Genomic DNA, 16289 nt, shown 5'->3' on the forward strand with positions numbered 1-16289 from the left:
GCAAAGCCGCCATCCGGCAATCGTAACTAATAAAGCCTCTGAATGTACTCAACACTTATAGTTTCTATACTAAATTCATGTTTAAACAATGACTTAAGGTGATTACAGCAGGGACATACAGGATGCGGTCCTACGACATAAAGAAACATGGCGATAGGATGATACCTTTCACGCAAATTACTAATTATCTCCCACGAAGCTAAATCAAAAACTTTTACTTCTGCATCGTTAGATTTTTTTTTGCTCCTGACAAAATCGCTTGTCCGATGGCGAAAAACGAAGCGGGTATAGCGCCAATCAACTTCTGCGCCGCTGTAGCCGTAATGAATACTGCCGTATTCACCATCATCATATAAAACGACACCAGTCGCCGATGTATGTTGATAAGGACGACGTGCATCTGACAAATAATTCCTCACCTCGACTTTTTTTTCATCACTAACTTCTGGCATGATTTAACTCCCTTAAATTAGCTCTGAGATCTTCCCATCACTTCCCCAACCACCAGGTTCTCCACATCTCTGGCCCCGACTCCCTTACATTTCTCCATTACCCTCTCAACCAACCCCTCATCCATATTCAATTTCTCCCCCGTTGCCACAAAATACCGCTGCGCTAATTTCTCTAATTTAGCCAGCACAATCCCTTTTAATATCTCTTCATCTAAAGAGCGATACGCCACCGTGGTCATTCTTGCTAAAAACGCCGGACGAAAATGCTTTAACAACTCCTCGCGCAATGCCTCGTTAAACCGCTCGCTTTTTAATTTAGAAGCAGGCGTATCGAGAATTAACTCCGCGCCGACGTTACTGGTCGCCAGCATCACCGTGTTTTTAAAATCAACAATCAGCCCGGTGCCGTCTTCCATCACCCCTTTGTCGAAGACGTTATAGAACGCCTCCAGCACGTCCGGGTGCGCCTTTTCGATTTCGTCGAGCAGCACCACGGAGTAAGGACGGCGGCGTACCGCTTCGGTTAACGCCCCGCCGCTGCCATAACCGACGTAGCCTGGCGGCGCGCCTTTGAGCTGGCTGACGGTGTGCGCTTCCTGATATTCAGACAGATTTATCGTGATGAGATTGCGTTCGCCGCCGTACAGGGCGTCGGCCAGCGCATACGCGGTTTCAGTTTTGCCGACGCCGGTGGGTCCCACCAGCAAAAACACGCCGACCGGCTTTTGCGGATCGGTCAGGCCACTGCGGTAAGCGCGCAGCCGCTGGGCGATGGTTTCCAGCGCTGCCTGTTGCCCCATCACCCGCTCGCTCATCCGTTCGACCAGCGTGCGCAGGGCGTGGGCTTCGTCGGTGAGCATCTGCCCGAGCGGAATACCCGTCCAGCCGCCGATCACCGCCGCCACGGTGGCGGCATCCACGCAGTCCGGCACCAGCGGCACTTCGTCGCGCAGCTGGGCGGCGGCGGTTTCCAGCTTGCCGATCAGCGCCGCGCACTCCACCAGCGCCTGCTCCAGCTCGTCGTCTTCCGGCTGCGCGCTGAGATCCAGCATCCGTTGGCGGGCGGCCAGTAACTCGCCGACCCGCTGACGCTCATCCTGCCAGCGCTCTTCCACCTCCCGCGCCTGCAGCTGTAACTTCTGCGCCTGCGCCTCCAGTTCGCACAGCCGGTCGTGATGATCGACGCCCACCAGCAGCTCGCGGTTCAGGCGCGCGCTCTCTTCTTCGATGGCCGCCTGCTGCTGACGGATCTCTTCCAGCGCGGGCGGCACGTCATGCTGCGCCAGCGCCACCCGCGCGCAGGCGGTGTCGAGCACGCTGATGGCCTTGTCCGGCAGCTGACGTCCGGAGATGTAGCGCTGCGACAGGCGCACCGCCTCGCGGATGGCGGTATCCAGGATTTGCACCCCGTGGTGCGCCTCCAGCTTGTCGGCTACCGCCCGCAGCATCACCACTGCGCGGTTTTCGTCCGGCTCTTCAATCTGAATACGCTGAAAACGGCGGTCCAGCGCCGGGTCCTTCTCGAAATACTTTTTGTACTCCTGCCACGTCGTGGCGGCGATGGTGCGCAGCTCACCGCGCGCTAATGCGGGTTTCAGCAGGTTGGCGGCGTCGCTGCCGCCCTCGGCGCCGCCCGCGCCAATCAGCGTGTGGGCCTCGTCGATAAATAAAATGATCGGCTGTGGGGATTTTTTTACCGCCTCGATCACCCTTTTCAGCCGCTGCTCAAATTCCCCCTTCACCCCTGCGCCCGCCTGCAACAGGCCGAGATCGAGCGCCAGCAGCGCCACATCGCGTAGCGGCGGCGGCACGCTGCCTTCAGCGATGCGCAGCGCCAGCCCTTCGGCGACGGCGGTTTTACCGACGCCGGGCGCGCCCACCAGAATCGGGTTGTTCTGCCGACGGCGCAGCAGAATATCAATGCACTGGCGGATCTCGGCGTCGCGCCCGATAATCGGATCGATCCGCCCCTCTCTGGCGTCGTGGGTGAGATCATAGGTGTACTGTTCCAGCACGTTCTCATCACCAACCGCCGGGGCTTCGCCTGGCGCATCGCACACCGTTTCAGCGGAGCCGCGACACCAGCTCTGCCACTGTTCTTCCAGCGTTTCGGCGGGGATCTTCAGCAGCAGCGGCATCCCCAGCGCCAGTTGGGCGCGCAGGCGCTCTCGGGTAAGTAGCGTCAGCAGCAGCAGCGCGGAACGTACGTTCTTCATCTGGCGGAGGGAGGCCAACAGCAGCGTCCCTTCCAGCAGTTCTGCCAGTTGTATGGAAAAGATCGGCATCCGCGTACAGCCAGTTTTGAACTGCGCCAGGGCGCGTCGGATTTCATCGCGCAGCGCGTCGGCGGCAATCCCCGCGCCACTGAGGCAGCAGGCCAGATCGCTGTGCTCGTCGTCCAGCAGGGCCAGCAGCAGATGCTCAGGCTCCACAAACCAGTGTCCCTGCGCCCGGCTACGCTCCGCGGCCTGTTCCAGCGCGCGAAAGCAGATCGGGTTCAGTCGTTGTACCAGCGCTTTTAAATCCATGCGGCGTTCTCCTTAATCCTTAAGATGTTGTCGGTTGCAGAACGATGACGTTCCGCGCCCCCTGAGCTGCGCGGTGCGCCCGAGAAGCGGCGGGCGGTCGCGGGTTAACGTGGTGTCCAGCGTCAGCGCGCCGCGCATCATCAGTTCCAGCGACACGCCTGCGCCAAACCAGATTTGCCCCAGCTGGCAGAGGGCCTGAAACCCCTCGCCGCCGGGCAAAAATGCCCGCCACTGCGTGGCGTCAGCAATATCCAGATATACCCGCAGCGCCGCATGCTGGTTCCAGGCGCGTCTGCCCGCCACGCTGTCGCGGCCCAGGCGGCTGCCGGTGCGCCCCTGCGACGCGGGCGGCAGCGTCTGCCAGCGTCCGATAAACGCTTCTGTGCGCAGCGTGACGTTAAGCATCGCCGCCGCAAGGGCGATAAAGCCCTCCGTCGATCGCCTGCGGTTCGCCAGCAGCCCGCTCTGCGCCAACAGGCAGGGCGACCCGCGTCCCTGCATGGTCGTCGAGTCAAAGCCACACAGCGCGCGCATGATGGCGAAGCCCGGCGCATGCTCCCGCGCGGCATAGGGCGTCGCCAGCCGCCAGAGGCTCAGGCTGCGGCAGTGGTGTTCAATCAGCCGCCGCTGAAACAGGTTGAGAAAATCCTGCGGCGCGGCGTTTTTGTCCTGGGTCGCCTGCTGCAGCCACTCCAGCCAGCCGTAGGGCAGCACGCCGTCGGCGCCGCCCGGTCCGAGGCTGCATACCCGCAGGCGGCCATCGCGCTGCACGCCGATCTCCGCGGGCGCAAAGGCCAGCCTATAGTCGCCGCACAGCTCGGGGATCTCTCCGCGCAGTTCAGCCAGCCTGACGTACTGCTCGAGCGAAAAACGCCACGGCTCGCGCCGCAGTCGCTCAGCTATACTGTCAGCGCCGTTTCTCCGGTATCGCGCCATAGCGGCAGCGCCTCCCCTTCATCCTGTAAGACACACTGTACAAAGCAGTTCGCCGTCGCGTTCTGCGCCAGATAGCGGGCGATAATCGCGGCAAACAACAGGCGACTGCTGGCGGTAAAGGCCTGTGGATCAAGCGTCAGCGTCACCCGAATACCGTTGCGCCAGCCGCGCCAGGCCTCGCCGCCGCGATGTTCGCTTACCCGCTCGCAGCGCAGGGCGCTGATGCCGTTAATCTGTTGCCAGAAGGCAGGCGACGCGCCGGACGGAGCATAGAGCGCCAGCATCTCCTTCAGCGACGCCCGCGCCGTTTCGCCTTCGGTGAGCGACAGGTGGTTGAGCGCCAGCGAAGAGACCAGCCGCCAGCGCGCGTCGCGCTGCGCAGCGGGGGCGGAAGGCGTTGTCGGCGTACCCAGCAGACGCACCTGCGCCACCGGGCCGGGCTGTTCGAAAGTGAGCGACGTGCCAGCCGCCAGCGTCAGGGGCGTCTCGCCGTTGCTGCACCATAGCCTGGCCGTCAGGCTGGCCTCTTCCGGCGGTTCCGCCGGGTCGAAGCGGCTGTCCACCAGGGTGAGCCACAGCGTATTGCCCTGCGCGCGATGGCGCCGCGCATGCCAGAACCAGCGGGCGTCGCTATGCCCCTGCGCTGAATAATAAGGCGGCACGCGCCACGCCGCGTCGCGGCTGCTCATCCACAGATCCTGGATACGATAGATCTGCATGGCGCTGTCGTTGTGATCCGCCACCAGCCGCTGTTCGCTGCGGGTATGTTCGGCGATCAGCGGTTCTGAGGTACGGGTAAATAAGTTGACCAGCGGCGCACAGCCGGTACGAATATCGCCCAGTTGCAAAGGCAGCGCCGTTTGCGGGGCGCGGTCAAAGGGGATCCACAGGGTCATCGCGTCGTCATCCGGCCCCGGCGGCAACGGCAAATCGAAATACATCAGCGCCTGCGGACAGTGCATCCACGCGCTCAGCGCCAGCCCGCTGGCGGGGGTGGCGGCATCAAACGGCAAAATGCGCGCCGCATTCTGTACGCCCACCGGCTGCGGGCGCCGCGGCCCGATAACGTGAGCGTAGAACAAATCAAAAAGCACAGCGTTAACCTGCGGCGAAGCGCAAAGATGTACGCGCAGCGAGGTCATCGCCAGCTGCGAAAAGCGGTGCGGCGCCAGGCAGCGCAGGCGAATGCGCAACGCGCCGCGCGCGTGGGGCTGCCCGCAGTAATGCTGCGCGATCGCGGCATCGCACCATTCAAGCGAGTCAATCGCCACCGGCCACAGGGTCTGCTCCAGGGCGGTGCGCCACCAGACCGTTTTCCCCTCCGCGGTCAGCGCATAGAGCGGCGTTCCGGCGGACAGGACATAGCCGCGCGTCAGGTCGCCCGCCAGCGGATCGGGGGTAAAACAGGCGGTCGCGGTCGAGGGAAAAGGACGCATCAGGTGCGGAGAAAGCTGCTCCAGCAGCGACTCGCTCAGCTCGCCAAAGCCGTCATCCAGCCGCTGGTGCAAGCGGGCGCTTTGTAGCGCGAAGCCCTCCAGCAACCGCTCAACGTGAGGGTCCGGGCAGTCAAACTCGCTTAAACGCAGGCGGGCCGCCACCTGCGGATGGCGACGGGCAAACTCGCCGCTGGCCGCACGCAGCCACCGCAGTTCTTGCAGGTAATCATCAAGCAGCCGATCGTCCATTGATCTTCCCTTGTATCGCCTATTGCCAGTTGCCGTTGCGCCAGCACAACTCCAGTAGCAGCGGCGCGTCGTCGTTCCATAGCTGCGCGTCGATATGCAGCGCCAGTGTCTGCTGGCGCGCATCCTTCACGCTCACCGTCAGCGCCACGATCCGCGGCTCAAGGCGCAAAATCGCGCTGCGCAGCTGGCGACAGAACTGGCTGAGCGCCCGTTCGTCGTCCGCATTCAGTCCGTGCCATTCGGGCATGCCCCATACAAGCAGCGGCGGCAGCTCTTCGGCCTCCTGCGAGGCGCGGGCGTTGAACAGACGGATCAGTTCGCGGCGCACCGACTCACGCGGCGGGACATTCTCATCTCCCAGCCTGTCGAGCAGCGCAACCGGAACGGACGACGACATCATCATTTATCTTTCTGGTTCATCGCCATATCCCAGACGGAGGAGGAGTTCCCCTCTTTCTGCCCTGCCGATTTCTGGGCGGTGATTTCCCATTTAATTTTCGTGAAGTTCAGTGACATGGTCTCCACCGGCTTGCCGCCGGATCCGCCGCTGACGCTCAGGTGCGAAATAATGACGTTGCTTAAGGTGTAGACAATAAACGGCAGCATATTGCCGTTGTCGTTACGGCACAGCGTCAGCAACGCCGTGGGAATGACCTTCCCGCTGCAGCAGTATTCGTTAAGCACCGGGGTGGCGAGGTCGACAAACTTGGTCAGCGAGAATTCGCCTACGTGAGCGCGCCCGGAGGTGCGCTCGGTGTTGCTGACGTCGTTGGTGACCTGCATCGCCACGTTATGGCTGTAGGACATGATCTCGATCTGCTTCTCAAACCCTTTCACCTGACTTTCGCCGGTAATGTTGTCCAGCTTTAAAAAAATCGCATCCATGGTTTATCTCCTTAACGATCAGGCCGCGGCCGGCGGCGGCAGTTCCGCCACCAGGCGAATCGAGGTGGTCAGCTCTTCGAGCTGGAAGTGCGGGCGCAGAAACACTACGGCGCGATAAACCCCCGGCTTGCCGGGCACTTCGCTGACGTCGATGCGCGCCTCACGCAGCGGATAACGCGCCTTGATCTCCTGCGGGGCGGTGTCGCGCAGCAGCACATAGTCGGCAATCCAGTTGTTGAGATAGCTTTCCACCTCGTCGCGGCTCATAAAGCTGCCGATCTTGTCGCGCATGATCACCTTCAGATAGTGAGCAAAGCGGGAGGCGGCGAGGATATAGGGCAGCATCGCCGAAATGCGCGCGTTGGCGTTGGCTTCCGGGGTGTTGTAGATCTTCGCCTGGTTGGTGGTCTGCCCGCCAAAGAAGGCGGCGGTATCGGTATTCTTTTTGTGGCACAGGGCGATAAAGCCGAGATCGTTAAGCTCCTTCTCACGGCGATCGGTAATGGCGATTTCCGTCGGGCAGCGCAGGCTGATGTCGCCGGAAGGGGTGGAGAACGTGTGCGCCGGAAGATGTTCTACCAGTCCGCCGCCTTCCGCGCCGCGGATCGCCGCACACCAGCCGTAGAGCGCGAACGCCTCGGTGATCCGGTTAGCCAGCACCCAGGCGGCGTTGCCCCACAGGTATTTGCTGGCGTCCAGCCCGTCAACGTCCTCAACAAAGTTAACCCCTTCCACTGGCACGGTGTCCGGCCCATACGGCAGACGCTGCAACACGTGCGGCAACACCAGCGACACATAGCGGGAATCTTCGCTTTCGCGGAAGGAGCGCCATTTGATCAGCTCGCTGCTCTCGAAGATCTTCGCCAGATCGCGCGGCACACTCAGCTCGGCGAACGATCCCATATCGAACAGACGCGGGCTGGCGGCGGCGATAAACGGCGCGTGAGCGGCAGCGGCCACCTGCGAAATCTTCTCCAGCAGCGCCACGTCCTGCGGGTGGCGGCCAAATTCAAAGTCGCCAACCAGCACGCTGTAGGGGTTGCCGCCGAAAGTGCCGTACTCCTCTTCATACAGCTTCCTGAACAAGGTGCTCTGGTCGAATTCAACCGCTTTTTCCAGATCGTCCTGTAGCGCTTTACGCGAAACGTTCAACAGGCGCAGTTTCAGGCGAGAGCTGGTTTCGGTATTCATCACAAACTGATGCAGGCCGCGCCAACTGGCTTCCAGCTTCTGCATATCGGGGTGGTGCAGGACTTCGTTAAGCTGAGCGCTGATCAGTTCGTCAATTTGCGCAATGCGATAGTTGATCATGGCGATGGTGTCGCTTTCCACGACCATGCCTTCGTCAAGAATTTGCGTCGCCAACTCTTCCAGCATGTCGCGCGCGTAGGTCTGCTGTAGCTCGTCGCGCGCCATGCGGCCTTCCTGAATGATACGATCCAGTACGCTTAGCGTGACCGTCTGCCCGCCGGTTTCAACCTGTTCCTGAACATTATCCATTGTCCGTCTCCTTTTCGGTTACGCGTTATCCACCGGAGTGTCTTCCGTTGCCGGGCGCAGCGCCTGTAGCTCGGCGTTGTCGGTGATCACCTTCTGCAACAACATGTCCAGATCGTCATTGCCGTCCAGCTTGGTCAGCAGATCGCGCAGACGCTGGCGGGCAAGAAGCAGGCGCTGGAGGGGCTTAATCTGGTTGATAATGTTGAGGGGCGTGAAGTCTTCGAAGGTTTTGAAATTCAGCTCGACGTTGAATTTGCTGCCATCGTTCGCCAGACGGTTGTTCACCTGCATCGCCAACCGGGGAGAGATGGACGCGAGCACGTCATCAAAGTTATCGCGGTCGATTTCAACGAACCGACGCTCGCGGAGTTTTTCCGGCGGAGAAATGGGCTGGCCGGATAAATCAGCCAGAATACCCACAACCAGAGGCAATTCTTTTTTCTCGATGGCACCACCGGTTTCTACATCATAAGTAATTTGAACGCGCGGCGGCCTTATTCTGTTGAGTTTATGCTGAATGCTTTCTGCCATGATCAATCCTTTTTTATGCAAAAATATTCCTGATGTCAAAGATATGACACCTTTTAATTCGCGAGCACGACTCCTGAATAACGCTTTCTGTTATAAAAAACACAACAACAAATAAATTTCAACCTAATTTTTACTTATTCATCATGACATTCCCATTTGATTAAAATCAACCAACAAAAAATTAATATATAAAAATCAATAAATTACAAACAAACAAAAATCAAAAAAATATTTTGGGATGAAAACATTCGCTCTTTGAATATGTTAAATTTAACATTTATCTTTTGTATGCCGTGCCAAATAATGATTTAAATCAAAAAACCTTTTCCCTGCATTAACTATTTTCTTAGCGGGGATATAAAAGGATTTTATATGACTTCCAGCCTGTGCCGTTCGCTGTACATTATTTTATTCAGTTTATTCTGCATGCAAATTTGCGCCTGTTCATTGTGGCAATCCCAAGTGCAATTAAATGCAGTCACCATTGATACGGCGCCCGATGCCAATGATAACGCGCCTGTCGCCGTGGATATTGTCGCTATTGCCGACGCCTCGCTGGTTCCCACCATTCAGGCGCTTTCGGCGGCACAATGGTTTAACGCCAGATCGCAGTTGCTGCGCGACGCCCCCGGCGGACTCCGCGTCTGGTCTCTGGAACTGGTGCCCGGTTCGCGCTTTGTCGCCGAAGATAACCCGCTTCGCGGCGCGCCGGCGGAAGCGCTGGTGCTGTTCGCCCGCTACCGCAGTGAAGGCGATCACCGGTTACGGCTGGACAAACGGGATTCTCTGCATTTGCTGTTGATGACGGATGAGGCGGTTATCGCGTCTGCTCAAGGAAAGTAATATGAACGCAATTCCCGAAATGGTTTGCTGGTATGAAGGGATGGCGATGCTGCCCCAGCATTTTCAGTTACAGTCGCTGCGTAACGACGCCCTCGCTGCCGCCCTCGCCCACTGCGCCAACCCCTGTTTCTGGGGCGTCATCCGGATGGAAGTGGATGACGCGGCGCTGTGCGCAGGAACGCTGCGACTGCTGCGCCTGGAAGCGATCATGCCCGACGGTCTGCCGGTGGACTACGATATCAGCCGCGATCCGCCGCTGGAATTTGACTGCGCCGCCCTGCTGCCAGCCTCTCCCGACAGCGCGCACGCGCTTTGGCTGGCCGTTGCTCCGGCAAACCGCGCGGGGATCTGGCAACTCATGAATACCCGCTATCGCTCCATTAACAGCGCGCCGCTGCCCGATCTCGCCAGCGGCGAGTTTCCCGAAAGCATTCCGCTCTGGCAGCCCACGCCGCGGCTAATCAGCCAGCACGAACGTACCGACTCCGTCTGTCTGCCGCTGCTTCAGGTTGTTTATACCGAAGGCGGCTTCCGGCAAAACGACTGGTTCGCGCCCACGCCGGCGCTGAGCGAAAGCAGCTACCTGATTCGCCATACCCGTCACCTCTGTCTACAGGCGCGGGAAAAAATCCTTTTTCTTAGCCGGGAGATGCAGTTAGCGCAGCAGAATCAGCAGACTACCGACTGGCTCAGGCTGGCCCTGTCGCTACAAAGCCTGCAGGGAGCATTGCCGCTGCTGGAGTGCCTGTTGAACAGCGGCAAGCCGCACCCGCTCGACCTCTGGCGCGCGCTCTGTCTGTTTACCGGCCAGACGGCAATCCTCAGCGACGAGAAAACCCTGCCGCTGCTGCCCAGGTTTGACTATCAAGACATGCTGCCCGGCTTCGCCACACTCTTTACCCAACTGAACACTCAGCTTGCCCGTATCCGCCGTCGCCTGCTGCGGCTGCACTTCAGCCACCAGGAGAACCACTTCGCGTTGATGTTGCCGACGGGGATTAACGCCGGGGAACGGATAACCCTCGGCGTGCTGATGCCGCACAGCAGCACGCTGTCGGCGGAGTCCTGGCTCCGGCAAAGCCTGATTGCCAGCCAGCCGTTTCTGGCGATCCTGCGACGCCAGCGGATGCACGGCATGGGCATTACGCCACTGGCGGCAGAGAAGCGCGGAGAATGGGAAACCGACCCCGCCATCGCCCTGTTCTCGCTGACCCTCACCACGCAGTGGTTTGAAAAAGAGACGCCGCTGGTTATCGCGCCGCTACATGAAACCGACGTCATACCGGAACGGATTGTGCTTTACCGCCAGGAGGATCACGACGATGCCGATCGCGCCTGATATGCCCGCCTGTCGCCTGTTTGACGACGTATTTTCCCGCTGGCTGGCACAGTTTGAACACTGGAAAAGCACCACGCTTCCCCCGCCAGAACTGCACCGCGAGGCGTTTGACTACAGTTGCCAGACGGTGGCGGAATATGGCCGACGTCTGAACCTTGAGCTGGGCGCACCGTTCCATGCGCATATCGATGCCGCGGTTTATGCCCTGGTGGCGCTGATTGATGAAACCGTACTCTACAGCGACTGGCCCGCGCTGAGCTTCTGGCAGACGTGCCCGCTGGAATATCACCTGTGGCAGAGCCACAGCGCGGGCGATCGTTTTCCTCTGCGCGTGCAAACCCTGCTTGAAGCGCGCAACCCAGCCGAGCGCGATCTGGCCGCCCTCTACCTGCGCTGCCTGACGCTCGGCTTTGGCGTCAGACGCAGCGATTTTGATGCTCAGGCGCATCAGGAGACCTGCCGGCTACTCTGGCGCTTCGCCTTCCAGCAGGACGCGGCGGCTGACGGGATCGCAGCACGGCTTGACGCCAACTCATTGGGTTCGCCGCTACAGCTCCCGCTCCGCCGACGCTTACCCGACAACTCGCGCCTGCACCTGATTGGCATCATCGTCCTGCTGGCGCTATTGCTGTTAAGCCAGCGGCTTTGGCTGAGCATTGAAGACGCCATTGGCGCCACTACGCTGCCGACCTTTTCGATCGGCCAGATCTGCGGAGGGGATAAACCATGACGCAGCCCTGGCTGACGCTGGTGATTATCGTACTGGTTTTACTGGCGCTGACCTGCTGGGTCGTCTGGTGGCAATGGGACTACCGTAATAACGCCTTTAACCGCGCGCAGAAGGAGATACAGCGAGCCTGTGGCGGGCAGGATCGCTATGACAGTACGCGTATTTTGATGCTGGGCGACGAAGAAATGAATCGCCTGCTCTGTCGCAGTTGGTCACTCACCGACGGGCTGGAGCACTGGTTTGGACAGTGGTGGTTTAATCCGCAGTGCAGCCTGCTCTGTGTGCCCCAGGCCCTGCAAAACCCCGGCAAGAAACATCTTATCCGCCAGAACGAATGGCAAAAAACCCTGGCGGCGTTGGTAAGAAGCCGCCCCCAGCGCCCGCTCGATGCGCTGATCGTCACTCTGCCGCTGGAATCGCTGATCGGCGGCGATAATACCCGCGTTCAGTTGCTCAATAACTGCCAACAGATCCAACAGGTGTGCGGGCTAAGCCTGCCGATTTATTTGCTGATCGGCGGTCTTGAGAGCCTGGACGGCATGCAGGCGCTGCTGGAAATGCTGCCGGAGCAGGCGCGACGCAGTGCTATTGGCAGCCCCATTCCGGTGGCCCGGGAGGCTGTCTGGAAGCCGCAGTGGATCGACGATGCGCTGGACAACACCCGTCACGCCCTGCGTCAGGTAATTTGCGAACTCGGCGCCCTGAATGGGCAGACTCCCCCGTCGTTGTTTCGCCTGCCGGCGTCTTTTCTGCCCCTCGCCACGCCGCTGCATGATTATTTTGATTCGCTACTCAGCAACAATGCCCGTGACGAGCCGCCGTTGCTGCGCGGCATCTGGTTCGTTGCCCGCAGCATAACGGACGATAAGCCGCAGATGCAGTTTTGCCAGAACCTGCTGGACGGGAAAATCGCCGCCGAACGCGGACTGGCGATGCCGGTTCGCCGACTGCTGCGTCTGAACCTGCGACGGCAGTTTGTTACCCTCACCTGCTACAGTTGCCTGTGCGTGCTGTGGCTGGCCGTGATGACCTGGCGCTGGCAGTATCAGCACACCAACGCCCTGCTGCTGCACGATCGCCTGCAACTGCTCGCCAGCCAGACCGCAGAACCCGGCGCGCCCGGCGAGCGTACAGCCGCTTTTTACTGGCGCATTCTCAATGCCATTCCGCAGTGGCAGTTCAGCTCCGTTGTCTGGCCGGGTTCGCTGTTCAGCCGTACGGACGGCAAGCTGCGCGAGACCCTGCATAGCGCCACCCTGACCAGCCTGCTGCTGCCCGCCGCTAACGGCGTCTGTCAGCAAAACCACGTCCTGAGCAACGAAGAGGACGCGCGGGAAGATCTGCTGCCGGACGAACGCTACCGGCAGATTGAGGCGCTGCTGGGAGAAACAAAGCAGATGGAGACCCGCTATCTGCCGCTACTTCAGCTATTGCAGGTAAAACAGCCGACAGTCACGACGCTGGCGAACGTCTCGTCCTCCATCTGGGGGGTCACCGTTGACGTTGATTCTTTGCCCGCGCAAGACAGCCTGAATGCGTTGTTCGCCACTCTCAACATCGCCCCTCTGCATCTACCGGACGCCAGCGAACTGACCCGGCGAAACAGCGAGCTGTTTTCTCGTGAAACGATGCGCTGGCTGGAACAGAACTATGGGGACGCCAGTCTCGATGACAGCGAAGAACGGCTGGAGAAACTCCTGGCGCTGTTCAGTAACGATACGCGGATCACGCCACTGTTTGTCCGCTCGCTGGTGCGCCAGATTGGTCGTCTACAGGCAACGCTGGCGACCATCAACAACCTGAGCCGCGACGCGGCGCACTCCCCTGTCCGGCTTCCCCTTGATGAGCTACTGACCCAGGCGCGCGGTCTGCGGCTTATCGACAATCGCGTCATTCCGCAATTGCTACGCCATGAAGCGCTGCTACGCCAGCGCTTCATGGCGCAAGTGGATGATTCGCGGCTGCATTTTTCTTCATTAACCGAACAGTCACCAGATGGCAATTTCAGCGTTTCGCCGGATATTCTCGCCCTGCAAAAAAGTCTGCGCGATCTGCTCAACCACCCTTTCTGGCAGCGTGGCGTGGACCTGACGCCGATAGCCAGCACAGGCTATCCTGGCGTACTTCAGTTGCAGCAGGCACAGCAGTTGTTCAGCGGTTACCAGCGCTATGTCCAGCAATTGCCTGACAGTCTGTGGCGGCCAAAGCTGGTCGCGCTGGCGCAGAACGCGGTGGAGAACGCCATGAACCTGGCGCTGTATGCGGACGCGCCAGATTCGGCGCAAGGAAGCGCTGTCAGCATTGCCGATGCGGACCGGGTAATCGACGCCTTTAGTCAACTCGCCCGACCACAGCTCGCCGCCCGGCTGCGCCAGCAAATCGCAGCGCAGGTCATGGCGCGGGTGAGCCAGCAGGGCGGCGCGTTGCTGCCAAACATGGCGCCTCCCGCGATTGCCTACGCCACGCCGGAGCAGGCGCAGGCCAGTGGCGAACGGATCGCCGCCTGGTCGACGGCCCAGGCGGAACAGATCTCCGCCACGCTCACCCGCTATCAACAGGACGTCACCTGGCTTGACGGACAACGCCCATGGCTGTCGGCGGCGGAGAATCAGCAAATCGTCCGCTGGGTTAATTCCCTGAACGCCATGCAGCGTCTGCTACAGCAGGACCCGACCAGTCCCCCGGCGCAAATGACCACCCTCGCAACCGCGCTGCCGACCCTGACCGCGCAAAACTGCCAGAGCGAACTGGCGCAGTTCACCGCCTCCGGCGGCAATGATTTTTACAGCCAGTCGCTGACAGCGCTGGTCGGCGCCGCGCAGCAAAACTGCCGTCAGTTGCGCCAGCAGGCCAGCGTCAGCACGACGCAGAAGATCTTCAACCTGTATAACGTCTGGCTGGCGGGGCATTTCCCGTTTACCGCCGTGCCGCACGCGCCGGACGCAGATGTCGATCGGGTCCGCGAACTTACCGTACTGCTTGATACGCTGCCGCCGGAATCTCTGACCGGACAGCCGCCGCTGATCCAACAACTGGCAGCGGCAAAACCGCTGCTGGCGGCTCTCGTCTCACCGAAGGGCGTTGCGGTACGCGTCCTCTGGCGCACTTCGCGCAATAACGAGTCCGGCGCAGATCAAATAGTCGACTGGCGGCTGAGCGGAAATCAACAGACCCTCAGCTACCCCGGCGGCGCAGAGGTGGATCTGCACTGGCGCAGCGGCGACGCTCTGAGCGTAAGCCTGCGCTGGGCGAAAAACTCCGCATGGCGGCCATTGCCGGGCGCATCACAGCCAGGCATAACCGTTGTCGGCGATACGGGGCGCTGGCGCTGGCAAGGCGCGTGGTCGCTGTTGCGAATGATTGCACAACAGCGCGTCGGCAGCGCACTGGCCCAGCCGCTGCCGCTGCGCTTCACCCTTCCCGTGGGCGACGGTCAACTGCGCGCAACGACCACCGTGTATTTACAGGTAGTGCTACTGGATGTGGAAGGTAAAGCGCCGTTGCCCTGGGTAAGGCTCACCGAACAAGGATTATCAGGAGAGGATTAATGGAACATATTGAAGCACTGCTGGCCCCTGTCCGCGCCGACTGCCCCTGCGGCGAGTCGATACGCTACTCGCCAGAGTTTGACCAACTGGTCGCCGCACGCCAGCAGGATGACGAGACGCTGCCTACCGGCGTCTGGCAAAGCACGCCCCGGCGCGCTGACTGGGAAGCGGTCGCCCGCATTGCCAGCGAACTGACCGTCACGGGCAGTAAAGATCTGGTGATCATGGGCTGGCTCGGCGAGGCGTGGCTGCGTCTGCGCGGGCTGCTCGCCCTGCCCGATGCGCTGGCGCTGCCCGTACTGGCGCTGGAGCGTTATCCGACAGAGTTGCATCCACAAATTCAAGCGGGTGATTACGACTATCGCGCCGCGCCGCTTAGCTGGCTGGCACAGCGCTACGCGCTGCTGGTGGCTGACGCGCCGCTGTTTTTATCCGAGGATGAGAGCGTGTCGTTGACGGGGTGGCAGCAGGGCAACGTTGCCAGATTTCTCTCCCCCGAGAAGCAGGCGCCGATTGTGCAGGCGCTGGCGACAAGCCTGGAATGGCTGCAACGCCTGAACGCCGTCTGCCAGCACTGGCCAGAGGCTTCTGCCCCCTCATTTACCCACCTGGAGCAAAAGATTAAAACCTGTCAACAGGCACTGGGCAGCGCACTGCCTGAACAGATACTGCCAGCCGCGCAACCAGCCGCACCGATGCCTGTCCATGGAGCGGCTTTCGGCAGCCGCGAAGAAGCCTATCAGATGCTCAGGCAGATCGCGGATTATTTGCAGAGCACCGAGCCGCACAGCCCGGTGCCCTACCTGTTGCAGCGCGCCTGTGTGTGGGGAAATACGCCGCTGCCGGAGTTGCTTAATGAACTGATCAGCGGCGATGAGGCCGCCCGCCGACTGTGGCGGCAACTGGGAGTCTTACCATGAGTTGTCCAGGAGTATGTAATGGCGCGACGCTGCAATGCTCGTTTGGCCTCGCGCCTTCCCCGCTGTGCGTAGTGCCCATCAGCCGTACTCTGGTAAACAGCATGCCGATGGCGAATATCATGGACAACAAATCGTTCGTGAACATTTTGCCGTTCGGGATGTGCAGCAGTATGGCTAACCCGACCGTGGCCGCCGCGACCGCCGCGGCGCTCGGGGTGCTGACGCCGATGCCCTGCATTCCCGTGACCATAGCTCCCTGGATGCCCGGTTCGCCGACAATACTGGTGGGCGGCATGCCCGCCCTGACCGCGCAGTCGAAGCTGATGTGCAACTGGGGCGGCGTGATTCAGATTGTGTTTCCGGGACAGGTGACGACCATCGTGACGTAATTC

Annotated in this window: 14 protein-coding genes; 6 read left to right on the forward strand and 8 right to left on the reverse strand. The window is 60.5% G+C overall.

Annotated elements, in window-relative coordinates; genetic code table 11:
• Window positions 1-26: 26 nt before the first annotated feature.
• The 8 genes from OOJ60_RS06000 to tssB are packed head-to-tail and all read right to left on the reverse strand — an operon-like array spanning window position 27 to window position 8517.
• Window positions 27-452, reverse strand: a complete 426-nt coding sequence (locus OOJ60_RS06000; protein WP_205612236.1) for a hypothetical protein — start codon at window positions 450-452, stop codon at window positions 27-29.
• 17 nt (window positions 453-469) lie between these two features.
• Entirely contained in the window at window positions 470-2980 is a 2511-nt protein-coding gene (tssH, locus tag OOJ60_RS06005) for a type VI secretion system ATPase TssH (protein WP_205612237.1), read from the reverse strand.
• A 12-nt stretch (window positions 2981-2992) separates the two neighbouring features.
• Window positions 2993-3916, reverse strand: coding sequence for a type VI secretion system baseplate subunit TssG (locus tag OOJ60_RS06010; RefSeq protein WP_205612238.1), 924 nt, complete (start codon window positions 3914-3916; stop codon window positions 2993-2995).
• Window positions 3880-5601 (reverse strand): type VI secretion system baseplate subunit TssF, encoded by a 1722-nt coding sequence (tssF, locus tag OOJ60_RS06015; RefSeq protein WP_205612239.1) that lies wholly within the window; start codon window positions 5599-5601, stop codon window positions 3880-3882. Before tssF ends, OOJ60_RS06010 begins: the two co-directional genes overlap by 37 nt.
• A 19-nt stretch (window positions 5602-5620) precedes the next feature.
• The gene (tssE, locus tag OOJ60_RS06020; protein WP_205612403.1) at window positions 5621-6001 is read right to left on the reverse strand and encodes a type VI secretion system baseplate subunit TssE; all 381 of its coding nucleotides are present in this window, start codon (window positions 5999-6001) and stop codon (window positions 5621-5623) included.
• A complete protein-coding gene (locus tag OOJ60_RS06025) occupies window positions 6001-6486 on the reverse strand; it encodes an Hcp family type VI secretion system effector (RefSeq protein ID WP_042288398.1) in 486 nt (161 codons plus the stop codon). The genes tssE and OOJ60_RS06025 overlap by 1 nt, the downstream gene beginning before the upstream one ends.
• An 18-nt stretch (window positions 6487-6504) precedes the next feature.
• The gene (gene tssC, locus OOJ60_RS06030; protein WP_042288401.1) at window positions 6505-7986 is read right to left on the reverse strand and encodes a type VI secretion system contractile sheath large subunit; all 1482 of its coding nucleotides are present in this window, start codon (window positions 7984-7986) and stop codon (window positions 6505-6507) included.
• Window positions 7987-8004: 18 nt separating this feature from the next.
• Window positions 8005-8517 carry a type VI secretion system contractile sheath small subunit gene (gene tssB, locus OOJ60_RS06035; protein ID WP_042289041.1) on the reverse strand — a complete coding sequence of 171 codons (513 nt, stop codon included), beginning with the start codon at window positions 8515-8517 and terminating at the stop codon, window positions 8005-8007.
• Window positions 8518-8979: 462 nt separating this feature from the next.
• On the opposite strand from tssB, the gene OOJ60_RS06040 reads away from it, so the two are divergent.
• From OOJ60_RS06040 to OOJ60_RS06065, 6 genes are read left to right on the forward strand one after another with little or no spacing between them, the layout of a single operon-like run.
• Window positions 8980-9360 carry a T6SS protein Cts2N gene (locus OOJ60_RS06040; protein WP_229264093.1) on the forward strand — a complete coding sequence of 127 codons (381 nt, stop codon included), beginning with the start codon at window positions 8980-8982 and terminating at the stop codon, window positions 9358-9360.
• Between the two features lies 1 nt (window position 9361).
• Window positions 9362-10699 carry a type VI secretion system baseplate subunit TssK gene (gene tssK, locus OOJ60_RS06045; protein ID WP_205612240.1) on the forward strand — a complete coding sequence of 446 codons (1338 nt, stop codon included), beginning with the start codon at window positions 9362-9364 and terminating at the stop codon, window positions 10697-10699.
• On the forward strand, window positions 10683-11429 hold the full coding sequence (locus OOJ60_RS06050) for a DotU family type IV/VI secretion system protein (protein ID WP_042288408.1): 747 nt from the start codon (window positions 10683-10685) through the stop codon (window positions 11427-11429). The genes tssK and OOJ60_RS06050 overlap by 17 nt, the downstream gene beginning before the upstream one ends.
• Window positions 11426-14977, forward strand: coding sequence for a type VI secretion system protein (locus OOJ60_RS06055; RefSeq protein WP_205612241.1), 3552 nt, complete (start codon window positions 11426-11428; stop codon window positions 14975-14977). The genes OOJ60_RS06050 and OOJ60_RS06055 overlap by 4 nt, the downstream gene beginning before the upstream one ends.
• Window positions 14977-15897, forward strand: a complete 921-nt coding sequence (locus tag OOJ60_RS06060; protein WP_205612242.1) for a type VI secretion system ImpA family N-terminal domain-containing protein — start codon at window positions 14977-14979, stop codon at window positions 15895-15897. The genes OOJ60_RS06055 and OOJ60_RS06060 overlap by 1 nt, the downstream gene beginning before the upstream one ends.
• Window positions 15894-16286: a DUF4280 domain-containing protein gene (locus OOJ60_RS06065; protein WP_205612243.1), complete on the forward strand. Its 393-nt coding sequence runs from the start codon at window positions 15894-15896 to the stop codon at window positions 16284-16286. Before OOJ60_RS06060 ends, OOJ60_RS06065 begins: the two co-directional genes overlap by 4 nt.
• Window positions 16287-16289 lie beyond the last annotated feature (3 nt).

The sequence above is a fragment of the Citrobacter sp. R4 genome, from assembly GCF_026719175.1.
In the GTDB taxonomy this organism is placed as follows: Bacteria; Pseudomonadota; Gammaproteobacteria; order Enterobacterales; family Enterobacteriaceae; genus Citrobacter_A; species Citrobacter_A sedlakii.